Raw genomic sequence first — 24452 nt, forward strand, 5'->3', positions numbered from 1 at the left:
ACCGATGCCCCTGGCCCATGACGGCTGTGGCAGGTCAAAGATCCGCAACGCGGGTATACTGCCGGCCTTCGCGGCCCGCTTCCCCGGGCCCGGTCTTTGCTTTCACCCCGGAGCTTCCATGACTACCCCAGCACAACCGCCTGTGTCCGACGCTCCCAGCGCCGACCAGGTCGACGACGCCAGCGCGCCTGGCGAAGGCAAACCGGCGATCGCGCCGTTCAAGTTTCCGTTCAAGCCGTCCGAATTCGCCCAGGCCAAGAATGCCCAGCAACCCTGGTACAAGAACGGCGTGACCAACGGCCACACCAAGACCCCAGGCGCGGCTCCACCCGGCACTCGTCGCTCGATGGGCAAGCGCTGATTCCGGGCTTTTGTAGCCGCTGCCGCAGGCTGCGATAAGGCCGAAGGCCTTCGGCNAAGGTCGTGCGCCTGCTTCGCGGTCGATCGCAGCCTGCGGCAGCGGCTACATCAGGCCGCGCGCAGGGAAATGAAGGCGTAGGTCAGCGGCGCCTCGGTCACCACCTGGGCGCCGGCGTCCTGCACCTGGCCGGCAATGTCCGCACCGGAGACATGGAACAGCCACTCGCTGGCCGGCGCGGCCAGCGGTTGCGCCTGGACCCGCTCGATGGCTTCGGCGAGGGCGGCCATGTCCGGCAGATAGGCGGTGAAACCGTCGCCCTTGAGGGCGGTGGTGTGAATGCCCAGCAGCTGGCAGATGGCTTGTTTGCTGTGGATATCGTCGCGGTCGGCCTGGCGTGAGCGCTGGATCAGTTCGGCCAGTTCCAGGTCTACCAGTTCACTGCCGACGATCAGTTCCGGGCCTTTTTCCCAGGATTCGGGCGGGCATTCCTTGATCGCTGGGTTGAGCGGGATGTGCGGGTTGATTTCCATCGGGTAGATACGGCACACCAGCGGCCGGCGCTCATAGATCCGGCACAGCTGGTCTTCGTCAAGATTCCGGCAGGGGCCGACGTTGTAGGCGGCGAAGGTGATCGCCACGTGGGCCTGGGCATTGCCGCTGGGCACCACGCAGGAGCGCCGTTCGGCGTGTTCGCGCTGCTGGGCCGGCAGCCCCAGGCCGTTGCTCAGGAACCCCTCCACCAGCACTATCACCTGGCCGCCATCCAGCGCCCACTGGCGGGCTTCGCCGAGGGTCAGGGGAACATGGTGATCGTTGCAGCACTTGCCGCAGCCTACGCAGGAAAAACGAGTATTCATTGAGCCGGCAGCCATAGTCGAAAGGCGGAAGCGGCGACGGAATGACTCACATCGCCCTCTGGATAGCGCTCTCGAAGCAAGTTATGCGCCAGTCACCGGCTTTTCATGTGGTTTGCGAGTGGAGCAGCAGGGCACCGGAAATCGCGGACATCTGATATCCCTGTAGCCGCTGCCGAAGGCTGCGATCGGCCGGAACGGCCGCGGCGATCTTGAAATCGCTGAAGGTCCTGCGGACCTTATCGCAGCCTGCGGCAGCGGCTACAGGTGTTACTGCGGCGTGTGGGGAACCTGTTCGCGACGGATGACCAGCATGCCGACGCTGTCGTACAGCCCGCGGGCGCGCTGGTTGTCTTCCAGCACCCGCAGGTCGACAAAGGCTTCGCGGCGCTGGCGGAAAACCTCGAAGGCCTGCAGCAGCAAGGCCCGGCCCAGGCCCTGGCCGCGGGCCCGCGGATGCACCACCAGATCCTTGATATAGGCGCTGGTCCAGCACTGGATCACCCCGACGACGCCCTCGGCATCCTGGGCCACCAGGCACAGTTGCGGGTCGTATTCGGCGTCGCTTTCGAAACGTTGGCGCCAGCTGTCCAGCTCCGGCACGCGACCGCCGCCGTCCTGGTAACCGAGGTGCATCAGGCCATGCACCGCTTCGGCCAGCTCGGGCCGATAGCTGTCGAGGCTGAAGGCGGCGGGCCAACTGGCGGCCGCCGGTTGCCCGGTCAGGTCGCGGCGCATCAGCAGGCAGTAGTTGTCGGCCATGGCTCAGGCGCTCTGGGCGGCGATGTGCCGGGCCGCTTCGATCAGGCAGCGGGTCAGGTCCGGCGAGGAGAACTTGGTCAGCACCGCGTTGGCCCCGGCCAGGCGGGCCTTTTCCGCATTCATGGCGCTGTCCAGCGAGGTATGCAGCAAGACATAAAGATGGGCGAAGTCCGGAGTCTCGCGCAGGGTGCGGGTCAGGGCGTAGCCGTCCATCTCCGACATCTCGATGTCCGATACGATCAGGTTGATCTCCTGGGCGGTGCCTTGCAGGTCCAGCAGGCAGTCGATGGCCTCCTTGGCGCTGCGCGCGGTGTGGCATTGCAGGCCGAGGTTGCGCAGGGTATGCACCGACTGCTGCAGGGCCACCTGGCTGTCGTCGACCACCAGGATCCGCGCGTTACCCAGCAGTTCGGCGTCTTCCATGCTCAGCTCGGTCGGCGCGGTTTCGATCTGCGCCGGGGCGATGCCGTGGATGACTTTCTCGATGTCCAGCACTTGCACCAGGGTGCCGTCGACCTGGGTGACCCCGGTGATATAGGACTTGACCCCGCCGGAGCCGTAGGGCGGTGGACGGATATCGGTGGTCAGGCAATGCACGATCTTGCTCACCGCCTGCACATGCAGGCCCTGCTTGGAGCGGCTGACGTCGGTGACGATCAGGCAGCCGCCCTCCGGGTCTTCCAGCGGCCGTTCGCCGATGGCCCGGCTCAGGTCGATGACCGACAGCGAATTGCCGCGCAGGGTGGCGATGCCTTTCACGTGCGGGTGCGATTCCGGCAGTTTGGTCAGCGGCGGGCAGGGGATGATTTCACTGACTTTGAGCAGGTTGATTGCCATCAGCTTGCCGCTGCGCAAGGTGAACAGCAGAAGCGAAAGAGAATCTGCGCGGGCTTTGTTGGAAGACATAAAAACCTTCTGTGGAAAAAAGGTGGTTCGCGCCATGGGCCGCGAACAGCGAGCGATAACGGGTTATCGACGCGTGGAGGGCTGGCTTTAGCGGCTTTGTCGGTTTGCGGATCAACGCACGCGGTATTGCGACAATTGTAGTAGCGAGCTTGCTCGCGATAGGCCGAAGGCCGTTTGTGAGTTCGCTAGCGCATCGCGAGCAAGCTCGCTCCTACAAGGTTCGCGCTGTTTATTTCAGTCCCAGGCGCTTGGCCATGCGCCCCAGGTTGGCGCGGTCCAGGCCCAGCTCGCGGGCGGCGCTGGCCCAGTTGTGCTGGTGGCGTTCAAGGCAGGTGCTGATCAGTTGGCGCTGGTAGTTTTCGGTGGCCTGGCGCAGATCGCCGATGCCTGGGTTGTCTGCCAGCTCTGTTGGGGCCGGGGCCTGGGGCGCGGTCGGTGCCGAGGCGTCCGGCAGGTCCAGGTCGGCGGCGCTCAGGCTGAGGATCTTCGGCCGTTCGCGGCAGTTGCCCAGGGCCTTGAGGGCGCTGCGGCCGATCAGGTGTTCCAGCTCACGGACGTTGCCCGGCCAGGCATAGGCCAGCAGCGCCGCCTGGGCATCGCTGGTCAGGCGCAGGCTGCCCAGGCCCATGCGCGAGCGATTCTGCTCGAGGAAGTAGCCGCTGAGCAGCAATACGTCACGGCCGCGGTCGCGCAGGGCCGGCACCAGCAGTGGGTAAACGCTGAGGCGGTGGTAGAAGTCCGCGCGATAACGGCCGCTGCGCACTTCTTCGGCCAGGTCGCGGTTGGTGGCAGCGATCAACCGCACGTCGACCTGATGTTCCTGGTCCGAACCCAGGCGTTGCAGCTGGCCGCTTTGCAGCACGCGCAGCAGCTTGGCCTGGACGGTCAGCGACAACTCGCCCACTTCGTCGAGAAACAGCGTGCCGCCATTGGCCAGCTCGAATTTGCCGCGGCGGTCGTTGGTGGCGCCGGTAAAGGCGCCTCGCACATGGCCGAACAGTTCGCTTTCCACCAGGGTGTCGGGCAGGGCGGCGCAGTTGAGGCTGATCAGCGGCTTGTCGGCCCGGGGCGAGGCGGCGTGGATGGCCTGGGCCACCAGTTCCTTGCCGACCCCGGTTTCGCCGGTGATCAGCACCGTCAGGTCGCTGCCGCCGACCAGGCCGATTTCCTCCAGCAGGCGCTTGTGGGCCTTGCTCTGGCCGATCATCTCGCGGTTCTGGCCGCTGGCCTGGCGATAGACCTCGGCGCGCTGGTGTTCGTCTTCGGCGCGCAGGGCCAGGCGCTCGATGCGCTCGGCAGCGTTGACGGTGGCCGCCGCCAGGCTGGCGAAGGCCTGCAGGGCATCCAGTTCGATCGGTTCGAAGCTCTGTGGGTCGAGGGCATCCAGGGTCAGCAGGCCCCAGGGACGCTCGTCGATAAACAGCGGGCAGCCCATGCAGTCGTGGACTTCCAGGTGTTCATGCAGGCCGTCCACCAGGCCGTCGTAAGGGTCCGGCAAGTCGCTGTCGCTGGCGAAGCGGGTAGGGCCGGGATGGCTGAGCAGGGCGGCAAAACGCGGGTGTTCGCTGACCTTGAAACGCCGGCCCAGGGTGTCGGTGCTCAGGCCGTCCACCGCCAGCGGCACCAGCCATTCGCCATCCAGGCGTAGCAGCGCGGCGGCGTCGCAGGGCAGCAGGGCGCGCATGGCTTCCAGCAGGCGGCGGTAGCGCTCGCCTTCGGGCAGTTCGCGGGACAGGTCGGAGACCAGGGGCAACAAGGCAGTGAGCAGGGATTTTGCGGTCATAATGACTCCGTATGGTCTTAATGACTATAAATGCTGCTTTGTCGATATGACTACAAGTATTTTAACTTATTGATTTATATGGTTTTTATTCTTGGCACGAAAACTGATAGGTAAAGGGCAACCTGCAAGAAGTCATAAAGCTCAGGAGTAGTACCTATGCTTAGCGTCGAAGATCGTGCCATCATCAAATCCACCGTTCCGCTGCTGGAAAGCGGTGGCGAAGCCCTGATCACCCACTTCTACCGGATGATGCTCTCCGAGTATCCGCAAGTGCGTCCGCTGTTCAACCAGGCGCACCAGGCCAGCGGCGACCAGCCACGGGCCTTGGCCAACGGCGTATTGATGTACGCCCGGCACATCGACCAGCTCGACCAGTTGGGCGACCTGGTGGCGAAGATCATCAACAAGCACGTGGCCCTGCAGATCCTGCCGGAGCATTACCCGATCGTCGGCAGCTGCCTGCTGCGCGCCATCTCCGAAGTGCTGGGCGAAGAGATCGCCACGCCGGCGGTGATGAACGCCTGGGGCGCGGCCTATAACCAGCTGGCGGACATCCTGATCGGTGCCGAAGGCGCGATCTACGACCAGAAGGCCCAGGCCCCGGGCGGCTGGCGCGGTGCGCGGGAGTTCAAACTGGTCCGTCGCGAGGAGGAGAGCGCGGAAATCACCTCGTTCTATTTCGAGCCTGTGGATAACGGCCCGATTCTCGCTGCCGAGCCAGGTCAGTACATCGGCATGCAGCTGTTCCTCGATGGCGAGGAAATCCGCCGCAACTACTCGCTGTCGGCCCTGTCCGACGCCGGCCAGTACCGCATCAGCGTCAAGCGCGAAGCCGGTGGCCGCGCTTCCAACTATTTGCACGACCAGATGCAGGTTGGCGCCAGCATCCAGCTGTTCCCGCCGGCGGGCGAATTCACCCTGGCGGACAGCGACAAGCCACTGGTGCTGATCAGCGGTGGCGTTGGCATCACGCCGACCCTGCCGATGCTCGAGGCCGCCCTGGCCAGCCAGCGTCCGGTGCACTTTATCCACTGCGCGCGCAACGGCGGGGTGCATGCGTTCCGCGATTGGGTCGACGGCCTGGCCGCGCGTCATCCGCAACTCAAGCGCTTCTACTGCTATGCCGAAGACGACGGCGTCAGCCCGGTGGCGGACAAGGTCGGCCTGCTGAGCCAGGAGCAACTGGCTGAATGGTTGCCGCAGGAGCGTGACCTGGACGCCTACTTCCTCGGCCCGAAAGCCTTCATGGCGGCGATCAAGCGCCACCTCAAGGCCCTGGGCGTACCGGAAAAACAAAGCCGCTACGAGTTCTTCGGCCCGGCCGCGGCACTGGAGTAAAAACCTGCGCCAGCCTCCGCCCGGAGGCTGGCTTCTCTGTAGCCGCTGGCGCAGCCTGCGATCGGTTGCGTAGCGACCGCCAGNACAAGGGCCGCACTCGTAAAAATCCTTTAAAGGTTAATCCGTTCTTAACCTGTTTATCGTTAATTCCCCGATGCTGATGATAGGCGCTCGTTCGCACTGATCAGGATCATCCCATGCAGTTCTCAGCCATTCCCCGCATCACCCTGGCCGCAACCTTGCTCGCCAGTCCTCTGGTTTTCGCCGAGCCGGCCTTGCTCCAGGCGCAGACCCTGATCGTCGATCAGAGCCTGCCCAAGGTCCAGCGTGAAGCCATGGAGCTGGCCGCGCGGCGCTACGGCAGTTTCTGGAACAGCGGCGATGAAAGCCTGGCCAAGGCCGCGCTGGCGGAGAACTTCGTCGATATGACGCCGCCTGCGGGGCGGGTCCAGGGCCCGACCGGGCCGCTGCTGGCGTCGCGGTTCTTTCGCACGGCGGTGCCGGACCTGAGCGCAGAAATCGAGCAGATGATAGTGGCCGGGGATCGGGTGGTTGTGCACCTGCATTTTCGCGGGCACTTCAGCGGGACCTTCAATGCACTCAAAGGTCATGGTCAGCGTGTAGACTTCCGGGCAACCGATATCTATCAGATCGCCGATGGCCGGATCACGGCCAATTGGCATATCGAAGACAACCTCAGCCTGATGCAGCAGTTGCAAACGCTGCCGTCGGGTTGAGCCACAGACAGAAAGGAATTGAGGATGACTGACGACACACTGCGTTTGGGGCGCGAGCGACGCTTTCTGGTGTTGCTGGGGGTGATCTGCCTGGCGCTGATCGGCGGCGCGTTGTACATGCAGGTGGTGCTGGGCGAGGCGCCTTGCCCGCTGTGTATCCTGCAGCGCTATGCGTTTTTGCTGATCGCGATTTTCGCCTTCATCGGCGCGGCCATGCGCAGTCGTCGCAGCCTCACCCTGCTGGAAGCCCTGGTGATGATCAGCGCGCTGTTCGGCGCGGGGGTGGCGGGGCATCACGTCTACACCCAGGCCAACCCCGCGGTCAGCTGCGGCATCGATGTGCTGCAGCCGATCGTCGACAGCCTGCCGCTGGCGAGCGTCTTCCCCCTGGGCTTCCAGGTCGATGGCTTCTGCTCCACGCCGTACCCGCCGGTGCTGGGCCTGTCCCTGGCGCAATGGGCACTGGTGGCCTTTGTGCTGACCCTGGTGCTGGTGCCGCTGGGCATCATTCGTAACCGTCGCAAAAGCGCCTGATCCGGCGCAAAAAAAGCCCCGCTCCCGATGTTCGGGAGCGGGGCTTTTTTGCGTGTAGGACAATGTGCGAAAGGGGCCTGATATGGGGCAATCGGATGCGCGATAAAAGTGCGACATGTTGTCACATGGAGGTGTCGCAGCTGTGTTTCAGCAGATGACGTCGAGACGATTTTTCTTGCACCAGGAGCGAAAAAAGTCTGTCAGTTCGTGTCGGCGTGGTGAACCGCAAAACACCCATAGCCGGCTATCTAAATAAATCGTTTCAGCCCTCGTTTTACAAGGGATAGCGCGATGCCGTCGGTGGATTTTCCGCTGGTGGAAGGCCCCTTTTTCGACCTGGCGGGAAGGCGTTTTTAGGGCTTTTTATTGCGAATGAATATCGATATGATCGCGACCCGTTGCAATAATCGCCACGCATTGTTGCGCGAACCGATAAAAATTATTTCGGGATAAGACATGGTTTATAAAACGCTACATATCTACAATCGCCCGCACTGAATTTCCGGCGCTGCTCACCCCTGAGCTTACGGCGGCGGTCGAGGGGCGTTGGACGCTCCATGCGACCCCAGGTGTCGGCACCTTCCAAATATCCGCACCAAATGGAATTGGTCTGTAACAAGGCCTTTGACCACGAATTCGAATAAGAACTCACTGCTAGCCCAGGATTTGTCAAACAGCGCGTAACGCGCCGGGCAGGCCCTTATTCAATCGAAGAAAAAATGCCAACCCTTGGCACGGTGAAGTGTTGGCGATCAAAACCCAACTGCATTGCGCAAGCTGCTTTAGAGGTCGTGAGATGAGTAAAAACAGGTACCCCCGATTACTAGGCTTTTTGCCGCTGCTTGGCATGATGTTAATGCTGGGAGGCTGCAAGTGGACCTTGCTCGACCCGAAAGGACAGGTCGGTCTGGATGAACGAAACCTGATCATCACCGCCACCCTGCTGATGCTGCTGGTCGTGATTCCGGTGATCGTGATGACCTTCGCGTTCGCCTGGAAATATCGCGCGTCCAACACCAACGCGACCTACGCGCCCAAGTGGTCGCACTCCACCAAGATCGAAATCGCGGTGTGGCTGGTCCCGATCCTCATCATCATTGCCCTGGGTTATGTGACCTACAAGTCCACCCACGCGCTGGACCCGTATCGTCCGCTGGAATCCGACGTCAAGCCGATCAACATCGAAGTGGTCGCGCTGGACTGGAAGTGGCTGTTCATCTACCCGGACCAGGGTATCGCCACTGTTAACCAGATCCGGTTCCCGGAGCACACTCCGCTGAACTTCAAGATCACCTCCGACGCTGTGATGAACTCGTTCTTCATCCCTGCCCTGGGCGGCCAGATCTACGCGATGGCAGGCATGCAGACCAAGCTGCACCTGATCGCCAACCAGAAAGCTGAAATGGAAGGCATCTCCGCTAACTACAGCGGCGCTGGCTTCACCGGCATGAAATTCAAAGCGATCTCGACGAGCCAGGAAGATTTCGACGCCTGGGTAGCCGAAGTCAAGGCCGCACCTAAACAGCTTGATCAAGCTGAATACGAAGCCCTTGCCAAACCAAGCCAGAACAACCCTGTCGCGCTGTACTCCTCGTACACGCCGGACCTGTTTCAGAAAATTGTCGACAAGTATGAAGGCATGAAACCAGGCAAGCCGGTCAAGCACGAGAAGAAAGAAGTGGCCGCTGTGGAAGGGACTGACATGGGCTCGCATTCAGCTGCTGGGGCAGAGGAGTAAACGATGTTTGGTAAATTAAGTCTGGACGCGATACCGTTCCACGAGCCGATTGTCATGGTGACCGTTGCCATGATCATCCTCGGTGGTCTGGCGCTTGTCGCGGGTATCACCTACTTCAAGAAGTGGTCCTACCTGTGGACCGAATGGCTGACTTCGGTCGACCACAAGAAAATCGGCGTGATGTACATCATCGTCGCCATGGTCATGCTCCTGCGCGGTTTTGCCGACGCGATCATGATGCGTACCCAGTTGGCCATGGCCACCGAGGGTTCCCCGGGCTACCTGCCTCCTGAACACTATGACCAGATCTTCACCGCCCACGGTGTGATCATGATCATCTTCATGGCGATGCCATTCTTCACCGGCCTGATGAACCTTGCAGTGCCGCTGCAGATCGGCGCGCGTGACGTTGCCTATCCGTTCCTCAACTCCCTGAGCTTCTGGCTGCTGGTTTCCGGCGTCGTGCTGATCAACCTGTCCCTGGGCGTCGGCGAATTCGCCAAGACCGGCTGGGTTGCGTATCCGCCGCTGTCGGGCCTGCAATACAGTCCGGGCGTGGGTGTCGACTACTACATCTGGGCGCTACAGCTATCCGGGCTAGGGACGACGCTGACGGGGGTCAACTTCCTGGCCACCGTGCTGAAAATGCGTACCCCGGGCATGAAGATGATGGACATGCCGATCTTCACCTGGACCTGCACCTGGGCCAACGTGCTGATCGTGGCTTCGTTCCCGATCCTGACCGCTACCCTGGCACTGCTGACTCTCGACCGTTACATGGATTTCCACATTTTCACCAATGAACTTGGTGGCAATCCAATGATGTACGTGAACCTGTTCTGGGCTTGGGGTCACCCTGAGGTGTACATCCTGATCCTGCCGGCGTTCGGTATCTTCTCCGAAGTCATCTCGACCTTCTCGGGCAAGCGTCTGTTCGGCCACCACTCGATGATCTACGCTTCCGGCGCGATCTCGGTACTGGGCTTCATGGTCTGGCTGCACCACTTCTTCACCATGGGGTCGGGTGCCAGCGTCAACGCCTTCTTCGGCCTGGCGACCATGCTGATTTCCATCCCGACGGGGGTGAAGCTGTTCAACTGGCTGTTCACCATCTACCACGGCCGTCTGCGTATCACCAGCCAGGTTCTGTGGACCCTGGGCTTCATGGTGACCTTCGCCATCGGCGGCATGACCGGCGTACTGCTGGCCATCCCGGGTGCCGACTTCGTCCTGCACAACAGCCTGTTCGTGATCGCGCACTTCCACAACGTGATCATCGGTGGTGCTGTATTCGGCTACATCGCTGGTTTCAGCTTCTACTTCCCGAAAGCGTTCGGCTTCAAGCTGCACGAAGGCTGGGGCAAGGCTGCATTCTGGTTCTGGATCTCGGGCTTCTTCGTTGCGTTCATGCCGCTCTATGCACTGGGCTTCATGGGCATGACCCGTCGTCTGAACGCCACTACCAACCCTGAGTGGGTGCCGTACCTGTACGTCGCCATGTTCGGTGCGGTGATGATCGCCATCGGTATCGCCTGCCAGCTGATCCAGCTGTACGTCAGCGTGCGCGATCGCAAGCAGAACCAGTGCGTGTCCGGCGACCCATGGAATGCCCACACCCTGGAATGGTCGACTTCGTCGCCACCACCCTTCTACAACTTCGCCGTACTGCCGAAGGCCAATGGCATCGACCCGTTCACCGAAGCCAAGGAAAACGGTACCGCGTACCAGAAGCCTGCTCGCTACGAGCCGATCCACATGCCGAACAACACCGCCACCGGCCTGGTGATGGGTGCTCTGCTGACCGTCTTCGGTTTCGCGATGATCTGGCACATCTGGTGGCTGGCGATCGCTAGCCTGGCCGGTACCGTGATCTATTTCGTGATCCACGCGGCTCGTGATGATCAAGGCTACATGGTGCCGGTCGACGTGATCGAACGCATCGAAGCCGAGCAGCACGCTCGCCTGGTAGCCGAGAAGAAGATCCCGGCCAACCGTGTAGAAACCTCGTTGGAACAGGCTTAAACCATGTCGAACTTAGTGACCAATGCTGGACACACCCATGTCGATGACCATGGGCACGATGACCATCACCACGACTCGGGCGAGATGACCGTATACGGTTTCTGGCTCTACCTGATGACCGACTGCATTCTGTTCGCGTCGATCTTCGCGGTGTACGCGGTACTGGTAAACAACGTAGCGGGTGGCCCGTCGGGCCACGACATCTTCGAACTGCCTTACGTGCTCGGCGAAACCGCCTTGCTGCTGTTCAGTTCGATCACCTACGGCTTCGCCATGCTGGCGTTCTTCCGGGGTAACAAGAAGCAGGTCCTAGGCTGGCTGGCCCTGACCTTCCTGTTCGGCCTGGGCTTCATCGGCATGGAGATCAACGAGTTCCACCTGCTGATCTCCGAAGGCTACGGCCCTAGCCGCTCAGGCTTCCTGTCCGGGTTCTTCACCCTGGTCGGCACCCACGGTCTGCACGTGACCGCGGGCCTGATCTGGATGGCGATCATGATGTATCAGGTCAACAAGCACGGCCTGACCGCAACCAACAAGACCCGCCTGAGCTGCCTGAGCCTGTTCTGGCACTTCCTGGACGTGGTCTGGATCTGCGTCTTCACCGTTGTTTACCTGATGGGGACTATGTAATGGCTAATGCACACTCCCATGACAGCCATGATGCTGGCCACGGCAGCGTAAAGTCGTACGCCATCGGCTTCATCCTGTCGGTGATCCTGACGATCATCCCGTTCGGCCTGGTGATGTACCCGACCCTGCCGAAATCCATCACCCTGATGATCGTGCTCGCCTTCGCGGTGATCCAGGTCCTGGTTCACCTGGTGTACTTCCTGCACCTGGACCGCTCCGAGGCCCAGCGTAACAACGTGATTGCGTTCGTCTTCGCTGCCCTGGTGATCGTCCTGCTGGTTGGTCTGTCGTTGTGGATCATGTTCAGCATCCACACCTACATGATGGCGAAGTGAGGTAAGACCCGATGTCGCTCAAGCACTTTATCCAAATCACCAAACCGGGGATCATTTTCGGTAACGTGCTTTCTGTGGCGGGCGGTTTTTTCCTGGCCTCCAAGGGACATGTCGATCTGGCCATCTTCCTGGCCGCGATGATCGGCACGTCCCTGGTGGTAGCTTCCGGTTGCGTGTTCAACAACTGCATCGACCGCGACATCGACCTGAAGATGGAGCGCACCAAGAACCGCGTGCTGGTTCAGGGCCTGATCTCCCTGAAAGTGGCACTGGTCTACGCGACCATCCTGGGTGTCGCCGGCGTTGCGTTGTTGTACAAGGTGGCCAATCCGCTGGCGGCGCTGTTCGCCGTGATCGGCTTCGTCATCTACGTCGGCTTCTACAGCCTGTACCTCAAGCGCAAGTCGGTGCACGGCACGCTGGTGGGCAGCCTGTCGGGGGCGATGCCGCCGGTGATCGGTTACGTGGCGGTGAGCAACAGCTTCGACATGGCCGCGCTGACCCTGCTGGTGATGTTCAGCCTGTGGCAGATGCCGCATTCCTACGCCATCGCGATCTTCCGCTTCAACGATTACCTGGCCGCATCGATTCCGGTGCTGCCAGTGAAGCGCGGCATCCTGGTGGCCAAGAAGCACATCCTGCTCTACATCCTGGCGTTCCTGGTGGCGACCCTGATGCTGACCTTCAGCGGTTATGCCGGCATGAGCTACCTGGCCGTCGCGGCCGCGATGGGCATGTACTGGCTGTACATGGCCTGGACCGGCTACAAGGCGGTGGACGACACCGTCTGGGCCCGCAAGCTGTTCGTGTTCTCGATCTTCACCATCACCGCGCTGAGCGTGATGATGTCCCTGGATTTCAAGGTGCCGAGCGAGCTGCTGCTGACCTACGCGCCATAAGCTGCAAAGGCTGTAAAAAAGCCCCGCCTTCGAGAGAAGCGCGGGGCTTTTTATTGAGTGTCAGTCAGTGGGCTGTTTAAATATTCAAATGACTTTACTCATGCAGGAAGCAGATTAATGAAGAAAAAAGCCGTTGTCGTATTCAGTGGCGGGCAGGACTCGACGACCTGTCTGATCCACGCATTGCCGCTCTATGATGAAGTGCACTGTATTACCTTTGATTACGGCCAGCGCCACCGCGCAGAAATAGAAGTGGCGCAGCAGCTCGCGAAGCAGTTGGGGGCGACAGTCCACAAAGTGCTGGATGCTTCGTTGCTCAATGAGTTGGCGATCAGCAGTCTCACTCGGGACAATATTCCGGTTCCGACGGTGAACAGTTCAGGCGAAAGCCTGCCCAGCACTTTCGTGCCGGGACGGAACATTCTGTTTCTGACCCTGGCCTCTATCTATGCCTACCAGGTAAAGGCTGAAACAGTCATTACGGGGGTGTGTGAAACCGACTTCTCTGGTTATCCCGATTGCCGTGACGAGTTTGTGAAGGCCCTGAACAAGGCCGTCGAGTTGGGCATGGAATACCGCCTGCGTCTTGATACGCCACTGATGTGGCTGAACAAGTCAGAAACTTGGGCCCTGGCGGATTATCACAATCAGTTGAGCCTGATTCGCGAGCAGACCCTGACCTGCTACAACGGCGTGATTGGCAGCGGTTGTGCCAATTGCGATGCCTGCAATCTTCGTGGCAGAGGGCTGAATGATTATCTGGGGAACAAGACAGCAGTCATGGATAGCTTGAAAAGCAAGATGAATTTGCAATGAAGGCTTGAACGACAGCATGCCAATGGATTTCAACACTGCATCCACCTGCCGGATGAGTGTTGAATCCATCAGCTTGAGACAATAGGGGCTGTACTATTTTGTTGGGCTGTCCGTCATGTATCTCTTGAACAGCGATCTTGCTCCATAGGCAGGCAAGATATTGAAGAAGGCAAAGCACACCTTGATCGCGATCTGCACATAAATCATGTTCAGGATGTCGTTGTTTTGCATCGAGCCATAAAAGGCAATGTAGCAAAACACGAAGCTGTCGATAATGACCGCGAACAGCGTACTCAAGAATATCCGCAGGAACAGGAACCTGGAATTCGTCAGCTCTTTTATCTTGCACAGCAAGTAGGAGTTTATGTTCTCGGAAACCAGGAAAGACACAGAGGACGCCACCAGAACGGATGACACATGAATGATCACGTCGTTGTACGGGGTGTCGAGCTTCCAGCCTGGCAGGCCGGGGAGAAAGGTCGAGCCATAGAGCAGGATGATAATCATGGCGTTGCTGGCAAAGGCAAAGAAAATCGCTTTTCTTGCCAGCCTGAGTCCGAAGTTCTCGTTCAACAGGTCAACGATCAAGAATGTCAGAGGGTAAAGAAAGGTGCCCGGAGTGATAATGATGCCAAGGGATTCAAGATAAATGGGTTTGGTAGCGGCAATGCTGGTGAATATATAGAAGGTAAAGAGCAGCAAGTTGAGGATGATATAAATCATCCATGAGCTTTCGTTGCGGTCACTCAGGTCGTAGGCGGTCAGCGCTCCTCCTTGGGAGTAGAACTTCTTGTAAATATTTTTAACTTCCATTTTGTTCAGATTGTCCATTATTTCGCTGTTGAGCACTTCGCTCAGTTTGATCTTTATGACTTTGCCTGTGGCGATGATCATGATCACGGCCAGGCTTTTGTTGTTTTCAAAACCCAGAAGTTTATATTTGCTGTTCTCGAGTTCGCCTTCATACGCTGTCATTGAATCGCTCCTCGATGATGTCACCCACCACCCATATCTGGTCTGAGTCGGAGCATGGTTCATTGATGATGAACAGCTTTTTTGTCTGTCTGTCGTAGACCAGTTTTTCCTTGTCGTCGCTCGACGTTCCCTTTTGAATGATCAACAGGTCGCCGACTCCGTACAGGCCATTGATCTCATTCTCGAGCAGCACTGCTATCAAGTTGTAGGATGCGCCGAAGTAATAGGTCAATGGGTAAAGTATGGCCAGTTCGCCAATCCGTTTGTCCATGTTGACCATCAGCAGGCTCTCCTTGAGGATCGGAACCGCCGCCGGGTTCATGTTTCCTTGTGGGGAAATACTGCTGTCGATGATCTCCTTCTCTTCAAAATCGACGCTTTCCATTTCTTCGTAGGAGACACCGAAGAAGTCGGAGATTTTGCGAATGGTGGATTGCTGTACGTTGCTGACCTTGCCTTCCAGAATGTTGTAGATGGTCGTTCTGGTCAGGCCGCTGGCATTGCATAAAGACAGTTGCGTCTCGCCGCGGCTTTTTATCAGGTATTTGATATTGCTCTTCAAATACTCTGTTCTTTCTCTTCTGTGCATCAAATGCTCACCATTTCCTTATAGTCGCCACGCATAGAGTCTTTCATAGAGGGCGTGGCTTGCATGACATTCAACTGCTCGACGTCAAAAGTGAGAACAGTCGGATTGATGCGGCAAGAGCTTGTCGGCTTCTTTCGTGGTCGGTACCAACTCGCTAGTGCTCCTTTAGCCAGCCTGCATCCATCCTGGAATATTTTGCTGTCGGTATAGGGCGCCCGGAATCCTTGGGAGGGTTCGGACCGGGGCACCGCGGGGGGCAAGTGTTGCATGTCCCAGTCATGACAATAAAGCCCCGAAATGCTCGGTGCCATCGCCTTGAAGGGCGAACATTCAGGCGCAACGCCAATCTGCTGTTCCTTCCCGCTCCTCGGAAAAGAAGCATTTTATTTGGAAAATGTTTAATTTTTTGATTAATTGGCTGCTCGCGAACGTTAAACCAGGAAGCGTGCTGTCGTTCGTGGCACGCAAATGACAAGGAAGGAACACCGAACGATGGCAGCTTATACAGAACTCCTCAGGAACCAGGCCGACCTGCTGCGACAAGGTCTGGCGGATCTGCGAGCAGAAGACACCGAACTGGCTGGGATCCTGGACGCTGAAGTCACGCGTCAACACCGCACGCTGTCCCTGGTTTCATCTTCCTGCGCGGCCAACCCGCGAATCCTCGCGGCGTCTGCCTCGGCACTGGTCAACGTCACCGCCGAGGGCGCACCAGGCAAGCGCCATCAGGTTGGTTGCGAGAACGTCGATCTGGTCGAGTCTCTGGCGATTCGTAGGGCGCGGGAGTTGTTCGGGGCGCAGTATGCCAGCGTACAGTCGCACTCCGCCTCGAACGCCAACTACCAGGTGCTGGCTGCCCTGCTCGAGCCTGGGGACACCATTCTCGGCATGGCCCTCGATCATGGCGGGCATCTGACCCACGGCAGCCCTGTCGCATTCACCGGCACCCACTACAAGGCGATCCGCTACGGCACCACAGCGCAGGGCGTGATCGATTACGCAGAGGTACGCCACCTGGCGCTCGCCCATCGTCCGCGCATCATCATCTGCGGGGCGACCGCCTATTCCCGGGTCGTGGATTTTCAACGCTTTCGCGCCATTGCCGATGAGGCCGGGGCCATCCTGCTGGCGGATATCTCCTATATCGCCGGGCTGGTCGCAACGGGACGGCATCCGAGCCCGATCGACGTGGCGCATGTCACCACCGCCTGTACCCACAAGCAACTCGCGGGGCCTCGTGGCGGCCTCATCCTTTCCGGCCGGGACGCCGACACCAAGGTTCCCGGCCTGAGGGGGAGCTTCAGCCGTGTCCTTGAGCGAGCGGTATTCCCCAGGATGCAGGGCTCGCCGGCGGTCAACATGATCGCTGCCAAGGCCGCTGCGCTGGGCTACGCGATGTCCCCGGAGTTCGACGCCTACATGGGGCGGATTCGCAGCACGGCCGATGCGATGGCCAGCGCATTCATGGCGCAGGACTACGAGGTCGTGGGCGGGGGGACGGAGAACCACACGATTCTGCTCAGGTTGCGGGGGGGCATCAGCGGTTCGATCGCCGCCTCGGCACTGGAGCGATGCGGCATCATGGTGAGCAAGAACCGCGCACTGGGGGAAACCCGATCCTCATTCGTCGCCAATGGCTTGTGCATCGGCACGGGTTCCATCGCCCAACGCTACATCGATCCTATGGGGTGTCGTGAAGTGGTCGATCTGGTTTGCCGGATACTGGACAAGGTGACGCCCCTCAGCGAGCAGAAGTACCGCCTGGAACCTGAGTTGCAGGAACAGTTCCGTCTGCAGACCGAGGCTTTGTGCGCGATGTATCCCATCGCCGATTACCGGGGCAACTGAGGGGCCCCGGCCTTTCATTCGTAGGAGCCGGCCGCTGAGGGGCGTGCTGCGCTGCTGCGCGATTCGCCACCTGCGCGAGCCAGCTCGCGGGTACGGCTTACTGCTGTTGTAGAGCGCTGTAGCCTTCGAACGCGGTCTGCTGCTGGATCGCGGTGACGATGTTCTTGCGGGTGGCCGGCTGTTCGTTGCCGTCCTTGTCGAAGAACACTTCGCTTTCCAGTTCCGCCTCGTCGCCTTCGCCGACAAAGGCGAAACCGAGGAACTCGAAGACTTCACGGTCGACGTTGGCCTTGGAGCGCGGGCGGATCGGCAGGGTGACGCTGATGCCGTCCTTGCTGATGGCGAACACTTCCATTTCCTTCTTCGGCCGCGCCTTGCTTTTGCCGCCGCCTGGGCTGCTGATGGCCTGGTGGGTCTGGTTCAGCACTTTCAGCGCCAGGCCGTAGACCAGCTCCTGGAAGCTCGGGTCGTCCTTGTAGCTGGACAGGATGCGGCTGATCGGGAACTTGCTGCTCAGGTCTTCGAGGGCGGCGCTGTCGGCGGCCTCGGCGTCCTTGAGCTGTTTGAGCTGGCCCATGAGTTCATAGGCGCGATCGTCGTCGAAGCGGTCGTGCGCCTGGCGGATCTCGGCGCGCAGTTCGCGGATCTGGTCGCTTTCCTTGGTGGACTGGAAAGCATCGAGGACCATCTCGCTGATGGTCTTGGCCTGGGAGACGTGCTGTGAAAGATTGATGGCGTTTTCGTATTCCGCTTTGGACGACAAGGCGTTTACGGATTCTTCTGTATTGGAATCGGACATTGATATTTCACTACTTCGTTTAACTGGAAATGAGGCTAGAAAAGCACCGGGCCTTTTCAGGGCGCCTAATTTATGGGACCGAGGCCCCATTGTCACGGACCAACGGACCGGTGCGAAAAGGCGTGGCTCTACTGACCCACGATCGGCGGGAAAATTCCGGCGCCGATCATCCTTGGCGAGCGTTCGCTGGGCAACGCTTCTGCCGCATTTCCTTCAGCGTTGCGCCTGCTGGTGAAACTCGGCGAACGAGACCATGCGCTGGCGCGCCGGGTCCCACAGCTTGAGCCGCAGGCAGCGGTAGATATCCCGCGGGTGCAGCGAGGTGGTGATGGGGGATTGCAACGCCGGGATCGCCGCCATGGCTTCCGGCAGGCGGTAGAAGGGGATGCCCGAGTTGGCGTGATGCACATGGTGGTAGCCGATATTGGCGGTGAACCAGGCCATCAGCGGGCCGGTGCGCATGTAGCTGGAGGAGAACACCGCGGTGGCGGCGTAGTCCCAGTCGCCGCGCGCGGGGTAACGCACGCCGGGGAAGTTGTGCTGGCAGTAGAACATGTAGGCGCCCAGCGCCGAGCCGGACAGGCTGGGGATCAGCACCCCGTACAGCAGGATGTCCGGCGCCAGCAGCGCCAGGGCGACGGCGCTCGCCAGGTTCAGCGCCAGGGCCAGTAGCGACCAGAGTCGGTGTCGCGGCTGGGTGATCAGCGACACCAGGCAGATGCTGAAAATGAAGATGCTGAATGACGCCAGGAGGATCATCAGCGGGTGCCGGGCGATGTGGTAGCGCAAGCGCTTGAGGCGCCCGGCCCGGGCATATTCCTCGGTGGACAGCAGGGGAAAGGTGCCCAGATCGGTGTGGGTGGACAGCAGCGGCAGGCGGTTTTTTTCGGCGCCGACGTACTGGCAGCTGTGGCCGTGGTGGTAGTCGTGGGACTGCTTCCACTGCGTCGGCGGGGCCATCAGCAGCAGGCCGAAGGTTTTGAAGAACAGCTCCGCGAAGCGCGAGCCCTTGAGGATCGCGCCGTGCATGTAGTCGTGGTAGAGCACGAACATGCGCACCAGGGACAAGCCCAGCAGCACGCTGCACGCCAGGCGCAGCGGCCACCACAGCGGCATGGCCACGGCCGCGCCGAACAGCCCGATCACCAGCAGCGTCGAGTAGAAATGCCACCAGCTCAGGCGGCGGTTTTCCACGGTGAAGGGCAGGGTCTGGCGAATCAGCTCCTTGCCATAACGCGCCAGTTGCTCGCGGTTCAGGCCATCGGTGGGCCAGGGGATGGCCCCCGGCAGGCGCTGTTCCTGGTCTGAACCGGTAGGGCAATAAGGCGGGGCGGTCGAGGTGTCCAGCGTGCGCATGGGTGCTGCTCTCCTTAGCCGATAACCGCTTCGTGGGGGCTGTGCTGCATGAACAGCTGCGGCCGCCGGTCCTTCCATGGCCGTGCCTGTTCCAGCTGGCCGGCCAGGCGGAATAACAGGCCTTCTTCGCCAAAGGCCGCGCTGAGCATCAGGCCGATCGGCAGGCCCTCGGCGTTCCAGTGCAGCGGCAGGGAAATCGCCGGTTGTCCCGAGGCGTTGTGGATGGCGGTGAAGGGGCTGTAGTCGATCAGCGGGCCGTAGGTGTTTTCCAGGTCGCTGGAATGGATATCCACCACCCCATTGCGCAGCGGTGGTCGGGCCAGGGTCGGGGTCAGCCAGCAATCGTAGGTCTGATGGAAACGCGCCATTTCCCGGCCCACCTGCTGCAACACCAGCTCGGACATCTGGTACTCCACCGCACTCACACCGAGGCCGCGTTGATGCACGGCCTGGGTCAGGTTTTCCAGCTCGCCGGGCAACGGGCCGCGTCCCAGTTGCAGGCTCATCAGTTCCACGGCGAAGGCAATGCCGGAGAACCACAGGGCGCTGAAGGCTTCGGCAAAACTTTGCAGGTCCAGCTGCGGCGCGGCTTCTTCCACATGGTGGCCGAGGGATTCGAGCAGGCGCCCGGTGCTTTCCACCGCCGCGATGCAGTCGGGGTGCAGCGGCCGCCCGGCCGGGTCGGTGCTGGAAAAGGCGATGCGCAGGCGCCCCGGTTCGCGGCCGAGCTGGTCGAGAAAACGCCCCTGCATGGGCGGCGCGCGGTACGGGTCGCCCGGTACCACGCCGTGGGTGGCGTCGAGCAGGGCGGCGCTGTCGCGCACGCTGCGGGTCAGCACATGTTCGTCCAGCAGGCCGCTGAGCAGCTCGCCGAAGTCCGGGGCCAGGGAGTTGCGCGCCCGGGTCGGCTTGAGACCGACCAGGCCGCAGCAGGACGCGGGAATGCGAATCGAGCCGCCGCCGTCGTTGCCGTGGGCCGCCGGAACCATGCCGGTGGCCACCGCGGCGGCCGCGCCACCACTGGAGCCGCCGGTGGAATATTCCAGGTTCCACGGGTTGCGCGCCGGGCCGTAGAAGGCGCCTTCGGTGGTGGGCAGAATGCCGAACTCCGGGGCGTTGGTCTTGCCGACGAACACCAGTCCGGCCTGGCGAAAACGCTTCACCAGCTCGCAGTCCTGGGGCATGACCCGCGCTTGCAGCATGCGCGAGGCCAAGGTCGAGGGCAGGTCCTGGCAGTCGCCGAGGATGTCCTTGAGCAGGAACGGCACGCCGTGCAGCGCGCCCGTCGCTGGCGCCTTGTCCTGTTCGGCGGCCTGCGCCCGGGCCTTGTCGTAGGCTTTGTAGACCACGGCGTTGACCGCCGGGTTGAAGGCTTCGATGCGGCGTATGGCTTCCTCCAGCAGTTCGGAGGGGAGTACCTGCCTGGTTCTGACCAGGTCGGCCAGGCCGACCGCATCGAAGGTGGCGTATTCGCTAAAAGACATCCTGTTCTCCCGGTGCTGCACACGCTGGTGGCGAAACCGGAACGCTCCCGTTCCGGCCTGGATTTCATGACATGGCCGGTTACACAAGCCCAGCTTGCGCAGGCCCGGATAGTCGGCTTCACATCTTTGAAAAGGGCTGATGACTGCAAGGGTGTATGGCAAAAAGCCATGCATGCATCGAGCTGTGAGGCGAATATGCGCCGGGGGCGGAAATTGCGGGTATACGCCGTTCGGAGTATTAACTTCGACTGCGCGCTCCCAGAGGATGATCAAGCGTAATGGATGCGCAAGGCCGCAGATTTCGGGCCTTGCGGGAGATGGCTAAGTACGGCTGCCTGGACAAAATAATGACTACGAACGACCACGATAGCGACGTTCCGTATGCGAATTTTTCGGAATGTCTGCAGCTTCACGCCCATACGATCCCGGACCGATTGGCCTATCGTTTTCTGCACAACGGGCGAGACGAAGAAACCCTGATCACCTTCTCTGAACTGGATCGCGCGGCGCGAGCGGCGGCGGCCCGGTTGCAGGGGCATTGCCTGGCGGGGGACAGGGTGCTGATCCTGCTCAAGCCTGGCCTGGACTATGTGATCGCCTTCATGGGCTGTCTGTATGCCGGGCTGGTGGCGGTGCCGGCCTATCCGCCGGGGGCGACCAAGACCCTGGACCGGCTGGACGGCATCATCGACGATTGCCAGCCGACGGCGGCGCTGGCCAGTGGCGAGGATGTCCCGACCATCCAGGCCCGGCTGGGGCAGGCCGAGAGTCCGCGGGTGCTGGACATGGCGACTCTGGACCTGGCCCTGGCCAGCGAATGGCGGACGGTTGCTGTGACCCGGGACGATATCGCCTTTCTGCAATACACCTCCGGCTCCACCGGGATTCCCAAAGGAGTGGCGGTGACCCACGGCAACCTGATTCACAATTCGCGCAGCATCAGCCGCGGCTTCCTGACCCACAAGGACAGCCACCTGGTCAGCTGGCTGCCGCCGTATCACGACATGGGGCTGATCGGCGGCATCCTGCAATCCTTGTTCGTCGGCTTCGGCTCGACCCTGCTGGCGCCGATCCACTTCCTGCAACGGCCGCTGCGCTGGTTGCAGGCCATCAGCACCTACCGCGGCACCGTCAGCGGCGGGCCGAACTTCGCCTATGAATTGTGCCTGCGCAAGATCAAGGACGAAGAGCTGGCCGGCCTCGACCTGAGCAGCTGGGAGGTGGCCTTCAACGGCGCCGAGCATGTGCGGGCGCAGACCATTGCCGCCTTCCATGAGCGTTTCGCCCGCGCCGGTTTTGCCAGCACCTCGGCCTTTCCCTGCTACGGGCTGGCCGAGGGCACGCTGATGGTCAGCGCCGGTGGCAGCAAGCGCGAGCCGGTGATCCGCCAGTTCCATGCCGGCTTGCTGGAGGACAATGTGGCGCACCTGCATGACGGTCGGGGCGGCGAGGCCGAGTTGCGCCTGCGCACCCTGGTCAGCAGCGGCCGCGGCATTCCGGGGCAGGGCCCGTTCATCTGCGATCCGCATACCGAACAGCCGCTGGAGGACGGGCGGGTCGGGGAGATCTGCATCCTCGGCGACAGCGTCGCCAGCGGTTACTGGCAGCGCCCGGAGAGCACCGCCGCGGCCTTTCGCCCGGCCCCGCCGGCGCTTGGCTGGTCGCGCTACTTTCGCACCGGCGACCTGGGGTTCCTGCTCGACGGCGAGCTGTTCGTCACCGGGCGGCTCAAGGACCTAATCATCGTCAATGGCGTCAACCATCACCCCGGCGATATCGAGAACACCGTGCTGCGCACCCATGACAGTTTTCGCCCGGACGGCACCGCGGCCTTCAGCATCGAGACCGGCGACGGCGAGCAGGTGGTGATCGCCCAGGAAATCGAGCGGCGTGCCTTGCGCAGCCTCGATTTGCCGCAGCTGTTCAGCGACTTGAAGGCGCGGCTGTGGCAACAGCACCAACTGGCGCGGCCGGTGCTGTTGCTGGTGTTCGGCGGGTCGTTGCCACGTACCTCCAGCGGCAAGATCAAGCGCCAGGAGTGCCGCAAGCAGTTCGCTCCCTGGCTGGCGGCACTCGATGGCACGGCGCCGGCCGAAGCCCATCCGCTGGACAAGTCGGTGGTTGCGGTGGAGAGCAACGGCCGGGTATTGCGCGACATCACCCTCGATAGCCAGGTCGTGGAAGCATGACCAGTCTATCGATCGGCCCGGTGCATGCGCCCAAACCCGCGGCGTTGCTGTTCGCCCAGCCGGCCTTCTGCGAACCACGGCTGGAACTGGCCAGCCGCCCGCGGTCGGTGCTGTCGTTGCCGCCCACCGACAGCCAGCAACGGCTGCAACTGACCAGCGTGCTCAACTCCATCACCTCGGCGCGCAGCATCGCCGAGCTGACGCAGCAGACCCAGCTGGCGCTGCCGCAGATCCTGCCGTGCGAGAACTTCGTGTTCGCCAGCGGCCGGGTCCGCGCGCACCGGGTGTTCTTTTCCCACCTGATTCATCCGGACAGCGTCTCCGATGACCTGATCAAGGCCATCGTCGGCCGCGACGGCATGATTCCGCCGCTGGGCATCGACCCCATCGAGCATTGCGGGCGCCCCAAGTTCACCACCCTGGAGCGCCTGGGCAACTCGCAGGAACTGGTGTGGGCGAAGATCTTTCGCGAACACGGGATACGCAATCTGGGCTGGACCCTGCTGCCCGGATTGCACCGCAACACCTTCACCGGCTACTTCTTTCACAACATCTCGGCCACCGTGGCCCATGAAAGCAAAATGCGCATGATGGTCTTCGCCCCGTACCTGCACATCGCCCTGAACCGGGCGTTGGGCAGCAAGCTGTTGCGCCACAACCCGGGGCCGAACCATCAACTGTTGTCCATCCTGTCCAGCCGCGAAGCGGAGATTTCGCGCTGGGTGGCCCGAGGCAAGACCAACTGGGAGATTGGCCAGATCCTCGGCATCAGCGACAAGACCGTGAAAACCCACCTGCAGAACATCTTCTCCAAACTCCAGGCGTCGAGTCGGGCGCAGATCGCGGCGTTGTTCTGCGACGAGTGAGTGCTGCCTGTCTTTCATCCGGTAACCATCCCCACAGTGCTGACGAGGCTCAGCGCTTCGGCGTCGTGTGCGCCTCTGTTGGAGCGGCCGGTCGATGCTCGATTGGCCGTGATGGTGTCTGTTTGGGCGCTGCATGTTTGGGATGGTGTACATATCCATTCTTGGCTGGCGGCAGGGGGAGGCTTCTGTAGGAGCGAGGCTTGCCCGCGATGGCGATGGTGGCCTCGCTGGGGATGTTGGACGGTGTACATATCCGTTTCTGCGGTCACGGCGGCTTATGGTTCCGCCCTTACGGCGGGTCACTTTGGAAGGGCGCCAAAGTAACCAAAACGCCTCGCCCCTGCGTACGGCCTTCGCTGCGCTCAGGTTCCCTCGCTCCGGCGTCCATCAGGGGGCATCGACTCCGGTCGGCTTCGCTTCGACCTCCATACGATGTCCTCGACTGCGTCGAGGGGCGCTGCGCGCCAATCCCCTGATGAACACCTCCACTCGGCCTCCCGATGGGGCGGGTGGATCAAGATCAAAAGCCAAAACCAAAACCAAAGCCAGAGCAAAAGCGATATTGCGGTTTGATGGTGATTGGGGGCTGACGCTAACCCTGTAGCCGCTGCCGAGCTTGCGAGGCTGCGAT

At 61.2% G+C, this 24452-nt stretch carries 22 protein-coding genes; 13 read left to right on the forward strand and 9 right to left on the reverse strand.

Translation table 11 applies throughout. The annotated features are described in order from the left end of the window. Window positions 1-118: 118 nt before the first annotated feature. Window positions 119-361: a hypothetical protein gene (locus ACTJKT_RS11120; RefSeq protein ID WP_097304984.1), complete on the forward strand. Its 243-nt coding sequence runs from the start codon at window positions 119-121 to the stop codon at window positions 359-361. Between the two features lie 107 nt (window positions 362-468). Here ACTJKT_RS11120 and ACTJKT_RS11125 read toward each other — a convergent pair whose 3' ends face one another. The 4 genes from ACTJKT_RS11125 to norR form a co-directional block, all read right to left on the reverse strand. Next, the gene (locus tag ACTJKT_RS11125) at window positions 469-1218 is read right to left on the reverse strand and encodes a YkgJ family cysteine cluster protein (RefSeq protein ID WP_440787117.1); all 750 of its coding nucleotides are present in this window, start codon (window positions 1216-1218) and stop codon (window positions 469-471) included. Window positions 1219-1485: 267 nt separating this feature from the next. After that, window positions 1486-1977, reverse strand: coding sequence for a GNAT family N-acetyltransferase (locus ACTJKT_RS11130; protein WP_440787118.1), 492 nt, complete (start codon window positions 1975-1977; stop codon window positions 1486-1488). Window positions 1978-1980: 3 nt separating this feature from the next. Beyond that, window positions 1981-2883 carry a chemotaxis protein CheV gene (locus tag ACTJKT_RS11135; RefSeq protein WP_025806172.1) on the reverse strand — a complete coding sequence of 301 codons (903 nt, stop codon included), beginning with the start codon at window positions 2881-2883 and terminating at the stop codon, window positions 1981-1983. 229 nt (window positions 2884-3112) lie between these two features. Further along, the gene (gene norR, locus ACTJKT_RS11140; protein WP_440787119.1) at window positions 3113-4666 is read right to left on the reverse strand and encodes a nitric oxide reductase transcriptional regulator NorR; all 1554 of its coding nucleotides are present in this window, start codon (window positions 4664-4666) and stop codon (window positions 3113-3115) included. A 156-nt stretch (window positions 4667-4822) separates the two neighbouring features. Between norR and hmpA the strand changes: the two genes are divergently transcribed. From hmpA to queC, 9 genes are all read left to right on the forward strand, one after another. Continuing rightward, entirely contained in the window at window positions 4823-6004 is a 1182-nt protein-coding gene (gene hmpA, locus ACTJKT_RS11145) for an NO-inducible flavohemoprotein (protein WP_440787120.1), read from the forward strand. A 197-nt stretch (window positions 6005-6201) separates the two neighbouring features. Next, the gene (locus ACTJKT_RS11150) at window positions 6202-6741 is read left to right on the forward strand and encodes an ester cyclase (RefSeq protein ID WP_440787121.1); all 540 of its coding nucleotides are present in this window, start codon (window positions 6202-6204) and stop codon (window positions 6739-6741) included. A gap of 24 nt (window positions 6742-6765) precedes the next feature. Then, window positions 6766-7275: a disulfide bond formation protein B gene (locus ACTJKT_RS11155; protein WP_440787122.1), complete on the forward strand. Its 510-nt coding sequence runs from the start codon at window positions 6766-6768 to the stop codon at window positions 7273-7275. Between the two features lie 796 nt (window positions 7276-8071). Then, window positions 8072-9013, forward strand: a complete 942-nt coding sequence (cyoA, locus tag ACTJKT_RS11160; protein WP_440787123.1) for a ubiquinol oxidase subunit II — start codon at window positions 8072-8074, stop codon at window positions 9011-9013. Between the two features lie 3 nt (window positions 9014-9016). Beyond that, window positions 9017-11035, forward strand: a complete 2019-nt coding sequence (gene cyoB, locus ACTJKT_RS11165; RefSeq protein WP_009045490.1) for a cytochrome o ubiquinol oxidase subunit I — start codon at window positions 9017-9019, stop codon at window positions 11033-11035. Between the two features lie 3 nt (window positions 11036-11038). After that, window positions 11039-11665 carry a cytochrome o ubiquinol oxidase subunit III gene (locus ACTJKT_RS11170; protein WP_007929702.1) on the forward strand — a complete coding sequence of 209 codons (627 nt, stop codon included), beginning with the start codon at window positions 11039-11041 and terminating at the stop codon, window positions 11663-11665. Continuing rightward, complete coding sequence (gene cyoD / locus ACTJKT_RS11175; RefSeq protein ID WP_007929704.1) at window positions 11665-12000, forward strand: cytochrome o ubiquinol oxidase subunit IV; 336 nt, start codon at window positions 11665-11667, stop codon at window positions 11998-12000. The genes ACTJKT_RS11170 and cyoD overlap by 1 nt, the downstream gene beginning before the upstream one ends. Before the next feature lie 11 nt (window positions 12001-12011). After that, complete coding sequence (gene cyoE, locus ACTJKT_RS11180; RefSeq protein WP_025806166.1) at window positions 12012-12899, forward strand: heme o synthase; 888 nt, start codon at window positions 12012-12014, stop codon at window positions 12897-12899. A gap of 117 nt (window positions 12900-13016) precedes the next feature. After that, on the forward strand, window positions 13017-13715 hold the full coding sequence (gene queC / locus ACTJKT_RS11185; RefSeq protein WP_307948628.1) for a 7-cyano-7-deazaguanine synthase QueC: 699 nt from the start codon (window positions 13017-13019) through the stop codon (window positions 13713-13715). Window positions 13716-13808: 93 nt separating this feature from the next. Here queC and ACTJKT_RS11190 read toward each other — a convergent pair whose 3' ends face one another. Together ACTJKT_RS11190 and ACTJKT_RS11195 are read right to left on the reverse strand one after the other, a co-directional pair. Beyond that, window positions 13809-14690 carry a queuosine precursor transporter gene (locus tag ACTJKT_RS11190; protein ID WP_440787124.1) on the reverse strand — a complete coding sequence of 294 codons (882 nt, stop codon included), beginning with the start codon at window positions 14688-14690 and terminating at the stop codon, window positions 13809-13811. Beyond that, window positions 14677-15279 carry a helix-turn-helix transcriptional regulator gene (locus ACTJKT_RS11195; protein WP_440787125.1) on the reverse strand — a complete coding sequence of 201 codons (603 nt, stop codon included), beginning with the start codon at window positions 15277-15279 and terminating at the stop codon, window positions 14677-14679. Before ACTJKT_RS11195 ends, ACTJKT_RS11190 begins: the two co-directional genes overlap by 14 nt. Window positions 15280-15771: 492 nt before the next feature. Between ACTJKT_RS11195 and glyA the strand changes: the two genes are divergently transcribed. After that, window positions 15772-17127, forward strand: coding sequence for a serine hydroxymethyltransferase (gene glyA, locus ACTJKT_RS11200; RefSeq protein ID WP_440787126.1), 1356 nt, complete (start codon window positions 15772-15774; stop codon window positions 17125-17127). Window positions 17128-17224: 97 nt separating this feature from the next. Here the strand turns inward: glyA and ACTJKT_RS11205 are convergent, their stop codons facing one another. The 3 genes from ACTJKT_RS11205 to ACTJKT_RS11215 form a co-directional block, all read right to left on the reverse strand. Then, window positions 17225-17926 carry a hypothetical protein gene (locus tag ACTJKT_RS11205; RefSeq protein ID WP_063432908.1) on the reverse strand — a complete coding sequence of 234 codons (702 nt, stop codon included), beginning with the start codon at window positions 17924-17926 and terminating at the stop codon, window positions 17225-17227. Window positions 17927-18139: 213 nt separating this feature from the next. Beyond that, window positions 18140-19282 (reverse strand): fatty acid desaturase family protein, encoded by a 1143-nt coding sequence (locus ACTJKT_RS11210; RefSeq protein ID WP_440787127.1) that lies wholly within the window; start codon window positions 19280-19282, stop codon window positions 18140-18142. A gap of 14 nt (window positions 19283-19296) precedes the next feature. Beyond that, a complete protein-coding gene (locus ACTJKT_RS11215; protein ID WP_440787128.1) occupies window positions 19297-20766 on the reverse strand; it encodes an amidase in 1470 nt (489 codons plus the stop codon). Window positions 20767-21113: 347 nt separating this feature from the next. Here ACTJKT_RS11215 and ACTJKT_RS11220 point away from each other — a divergent pair, with 347 nt between their 5' ends. Both ACTJKT_RS11220 and ACTJKT_RS11225 read left to right on the forward strand, forming a co-directional pair. Continuing rightward, window positions 21114-22955, forward strand: coding sequence for a fatty acyl-AMP ligase (locus ACTJKT_RS11220; protein ID WP_440787129.1), 1842 nt, complete (start codon window positions 21114-21116; stop codon window positions 22953-22955). Continuing rightward, a complete protein-coding gene (locus ACTJKT_RS11225; RefSeq protein WP_025806155.1) occupies window positions 22952-23821 on the forward strand; it encodes a LuxR C-terminal-related transcriptional regulator in 870 nt (289 codons plus the stop codon). Before ACTJKT_RS11220 ends, ACTJKT_RS11225 begins: the two co-directional genes overlap by 4 nt. Window positions 23822-24452: the final 631 nt, after the last annotated feature.

Source organism: Pseudomonas sp. 22526 (genome assembly GCF_052044735.1).
Classification (GTDB): domain Bacteria; phylum Pseudomonadota; class Gammaproteobacteria; order Pseudomonadales; family Pseudomonadaceae; genus Aquipseudomonas; species Aquipseudomonas piscium.

Bases quoted from the DNA above. Each gene is read 5' to 3' on its own strand.
- cyoE (WP_025806166.1), top strand. From the start codon at position 12,012: ATGTCGCTCAAGCACTTTATCCAAATCACCAAACCGGGGATCATTTTC.
- ACTJKT_RS11120 (WP_097304984.1), top strand. From the start codon at position 119: ATGACTACCCCAGCACAACCGCCTGTGTCCGACGCTCCCAGCGCCGAC.
- glyA (WP_440787126.1), top strand. From the start codon at position 15,772: ATGGCAGCTTATACAGAACTCCTCAGGAACCAGGCCGACCTGCTGCGA.
- ACTJKT_RS11195 (WP_440787125.1), bottom strand. From the start codon at position 15,279: ATGCACAGAAGAGAAAGAACAGAGTATTTGAAGAGCAATATCAAATAC.
- hmpA (WP_440787120.1), top strand. From the start codon at position 4,823: ATGCTTAGCGTCGAAGATCGTGCCATCATCAAATCCACCGTTCCGCTG.
- ACTJKT_RS11150 (WP_440787121.1), top strand. From the start codon at position 6,202: ATGCAGTTCTCAGCCATTCCCCGCATCACCCTGGCCGCAACCTTGCTC.
- ACTJKT_RS11125 (WP_440787117.1), bottom strand. From the start codon at position 1,218: ATGAATACTCGTTTTTCCTGCGTAGGCTGCGGCAAGTGCTGCAACGAT.
- cyoB (WP_009045490.1), top strand. From the start codon at position 9,017: ATGTTTGGTAAATTAAGTCTGGACGCGATACCGTTCCACGAGCCGATT.
- norR (WP_440787119.1), bottom strand. From the start codon at position 4,666: ATGACCGCAAAATCCCTGCTCACTGCCTTGTTGCCCCTGGTCTCCGAC.
- ACTJKT_RS11220 (WP_440787129.1), top strand. From the start codon at position 21,114: ATGACTACGAACGACCACGATAGCGACGTTCCGTATGCGAATTTTTCG.
- cyoA (WP_440787123.1), top strand. From the start codon at position 8,072: ATGAGTAAAAACAGGTACCCCCGATTACTAGGCTTTTTGCCGCTGCTT.
- ACTJKT_RS11210 (WP_440787127.1), bottom strand. From the start codon at position 19,282: ATGCGCACGCTGGACACCTCGACCGCCCCGCCTTATTGCCCTACCGGT.
- ACTJKT_RS11130 (WP_440787118.1), bottom strand. From the start codon at position 1,977: ATGGCCGACAACTACTGCCTGCTGATGCGCCGCGACCTGACCGGGCAA.
- ACTJKT_RS11190 (WP_440787124.1), bottom strand. From the start codon at position 14,690: ATGACAGCGTATGAAGGCGAACTCGAGAACAGCAAATATAAACTTCTG.
- ACTJKT_RS11215 (WP_440787128.1), bottom strand. From the start codon at position 20,766: ATGTCTTTTAGCGAATACGCCACCTTCGATGCGGTCGGCCTGGCCGAC.
- ACTJKT_RS11205 (WP_063432908.1), bottom strand. From the start codon at position 17,926: ATGTCCGATTCCAATACAGAAGAATCCGTAAACGCCTTGTCGTCCAAA.
- cyoD (WP_007929704.1), top strand. From the start codon at position 11,665: ATGGCTAATGCACACTCCCATGACAGCCATGATGCTGGCCACGGCAGC.
- ACTJKT_RS11135 (WP_025806172.1), bottom strand. From the start codon at position 2,883: ATGTCTTCCAACAAAGCCCGCGCAGATTCTCTTTCGCTTCTGCTGTTC.
- queC (WP_307948628.1), top strand. From the start codon at position 13,017: ATGAAGAAAAAAGCCGTTGTCGTATTCAGTGGCGGGCAGGACTCGACG.
- ACTJKT_RS11170 (WP_007929702.1), top strand. From the start codon at position 11,039: ATGTCGAACTTAGTGACCAATGCTGGACACACCCATGTCGATGACCAT.
- ACTJKT_RS11155 (WP_440787122.1), top strand. From the start codon at position 6,766: ATGACTGACGACACACTGCGTTTGGGGCGCGAGCGACGCTTTCTGGTG.
- ACTJKT_RS11225 (WP_025806155.1), top strand. From the start codon at position 22,952: ATGACCAGTCTATCGATCGGCCCGGTGCATGCGCCCAAACCCGCGGCG.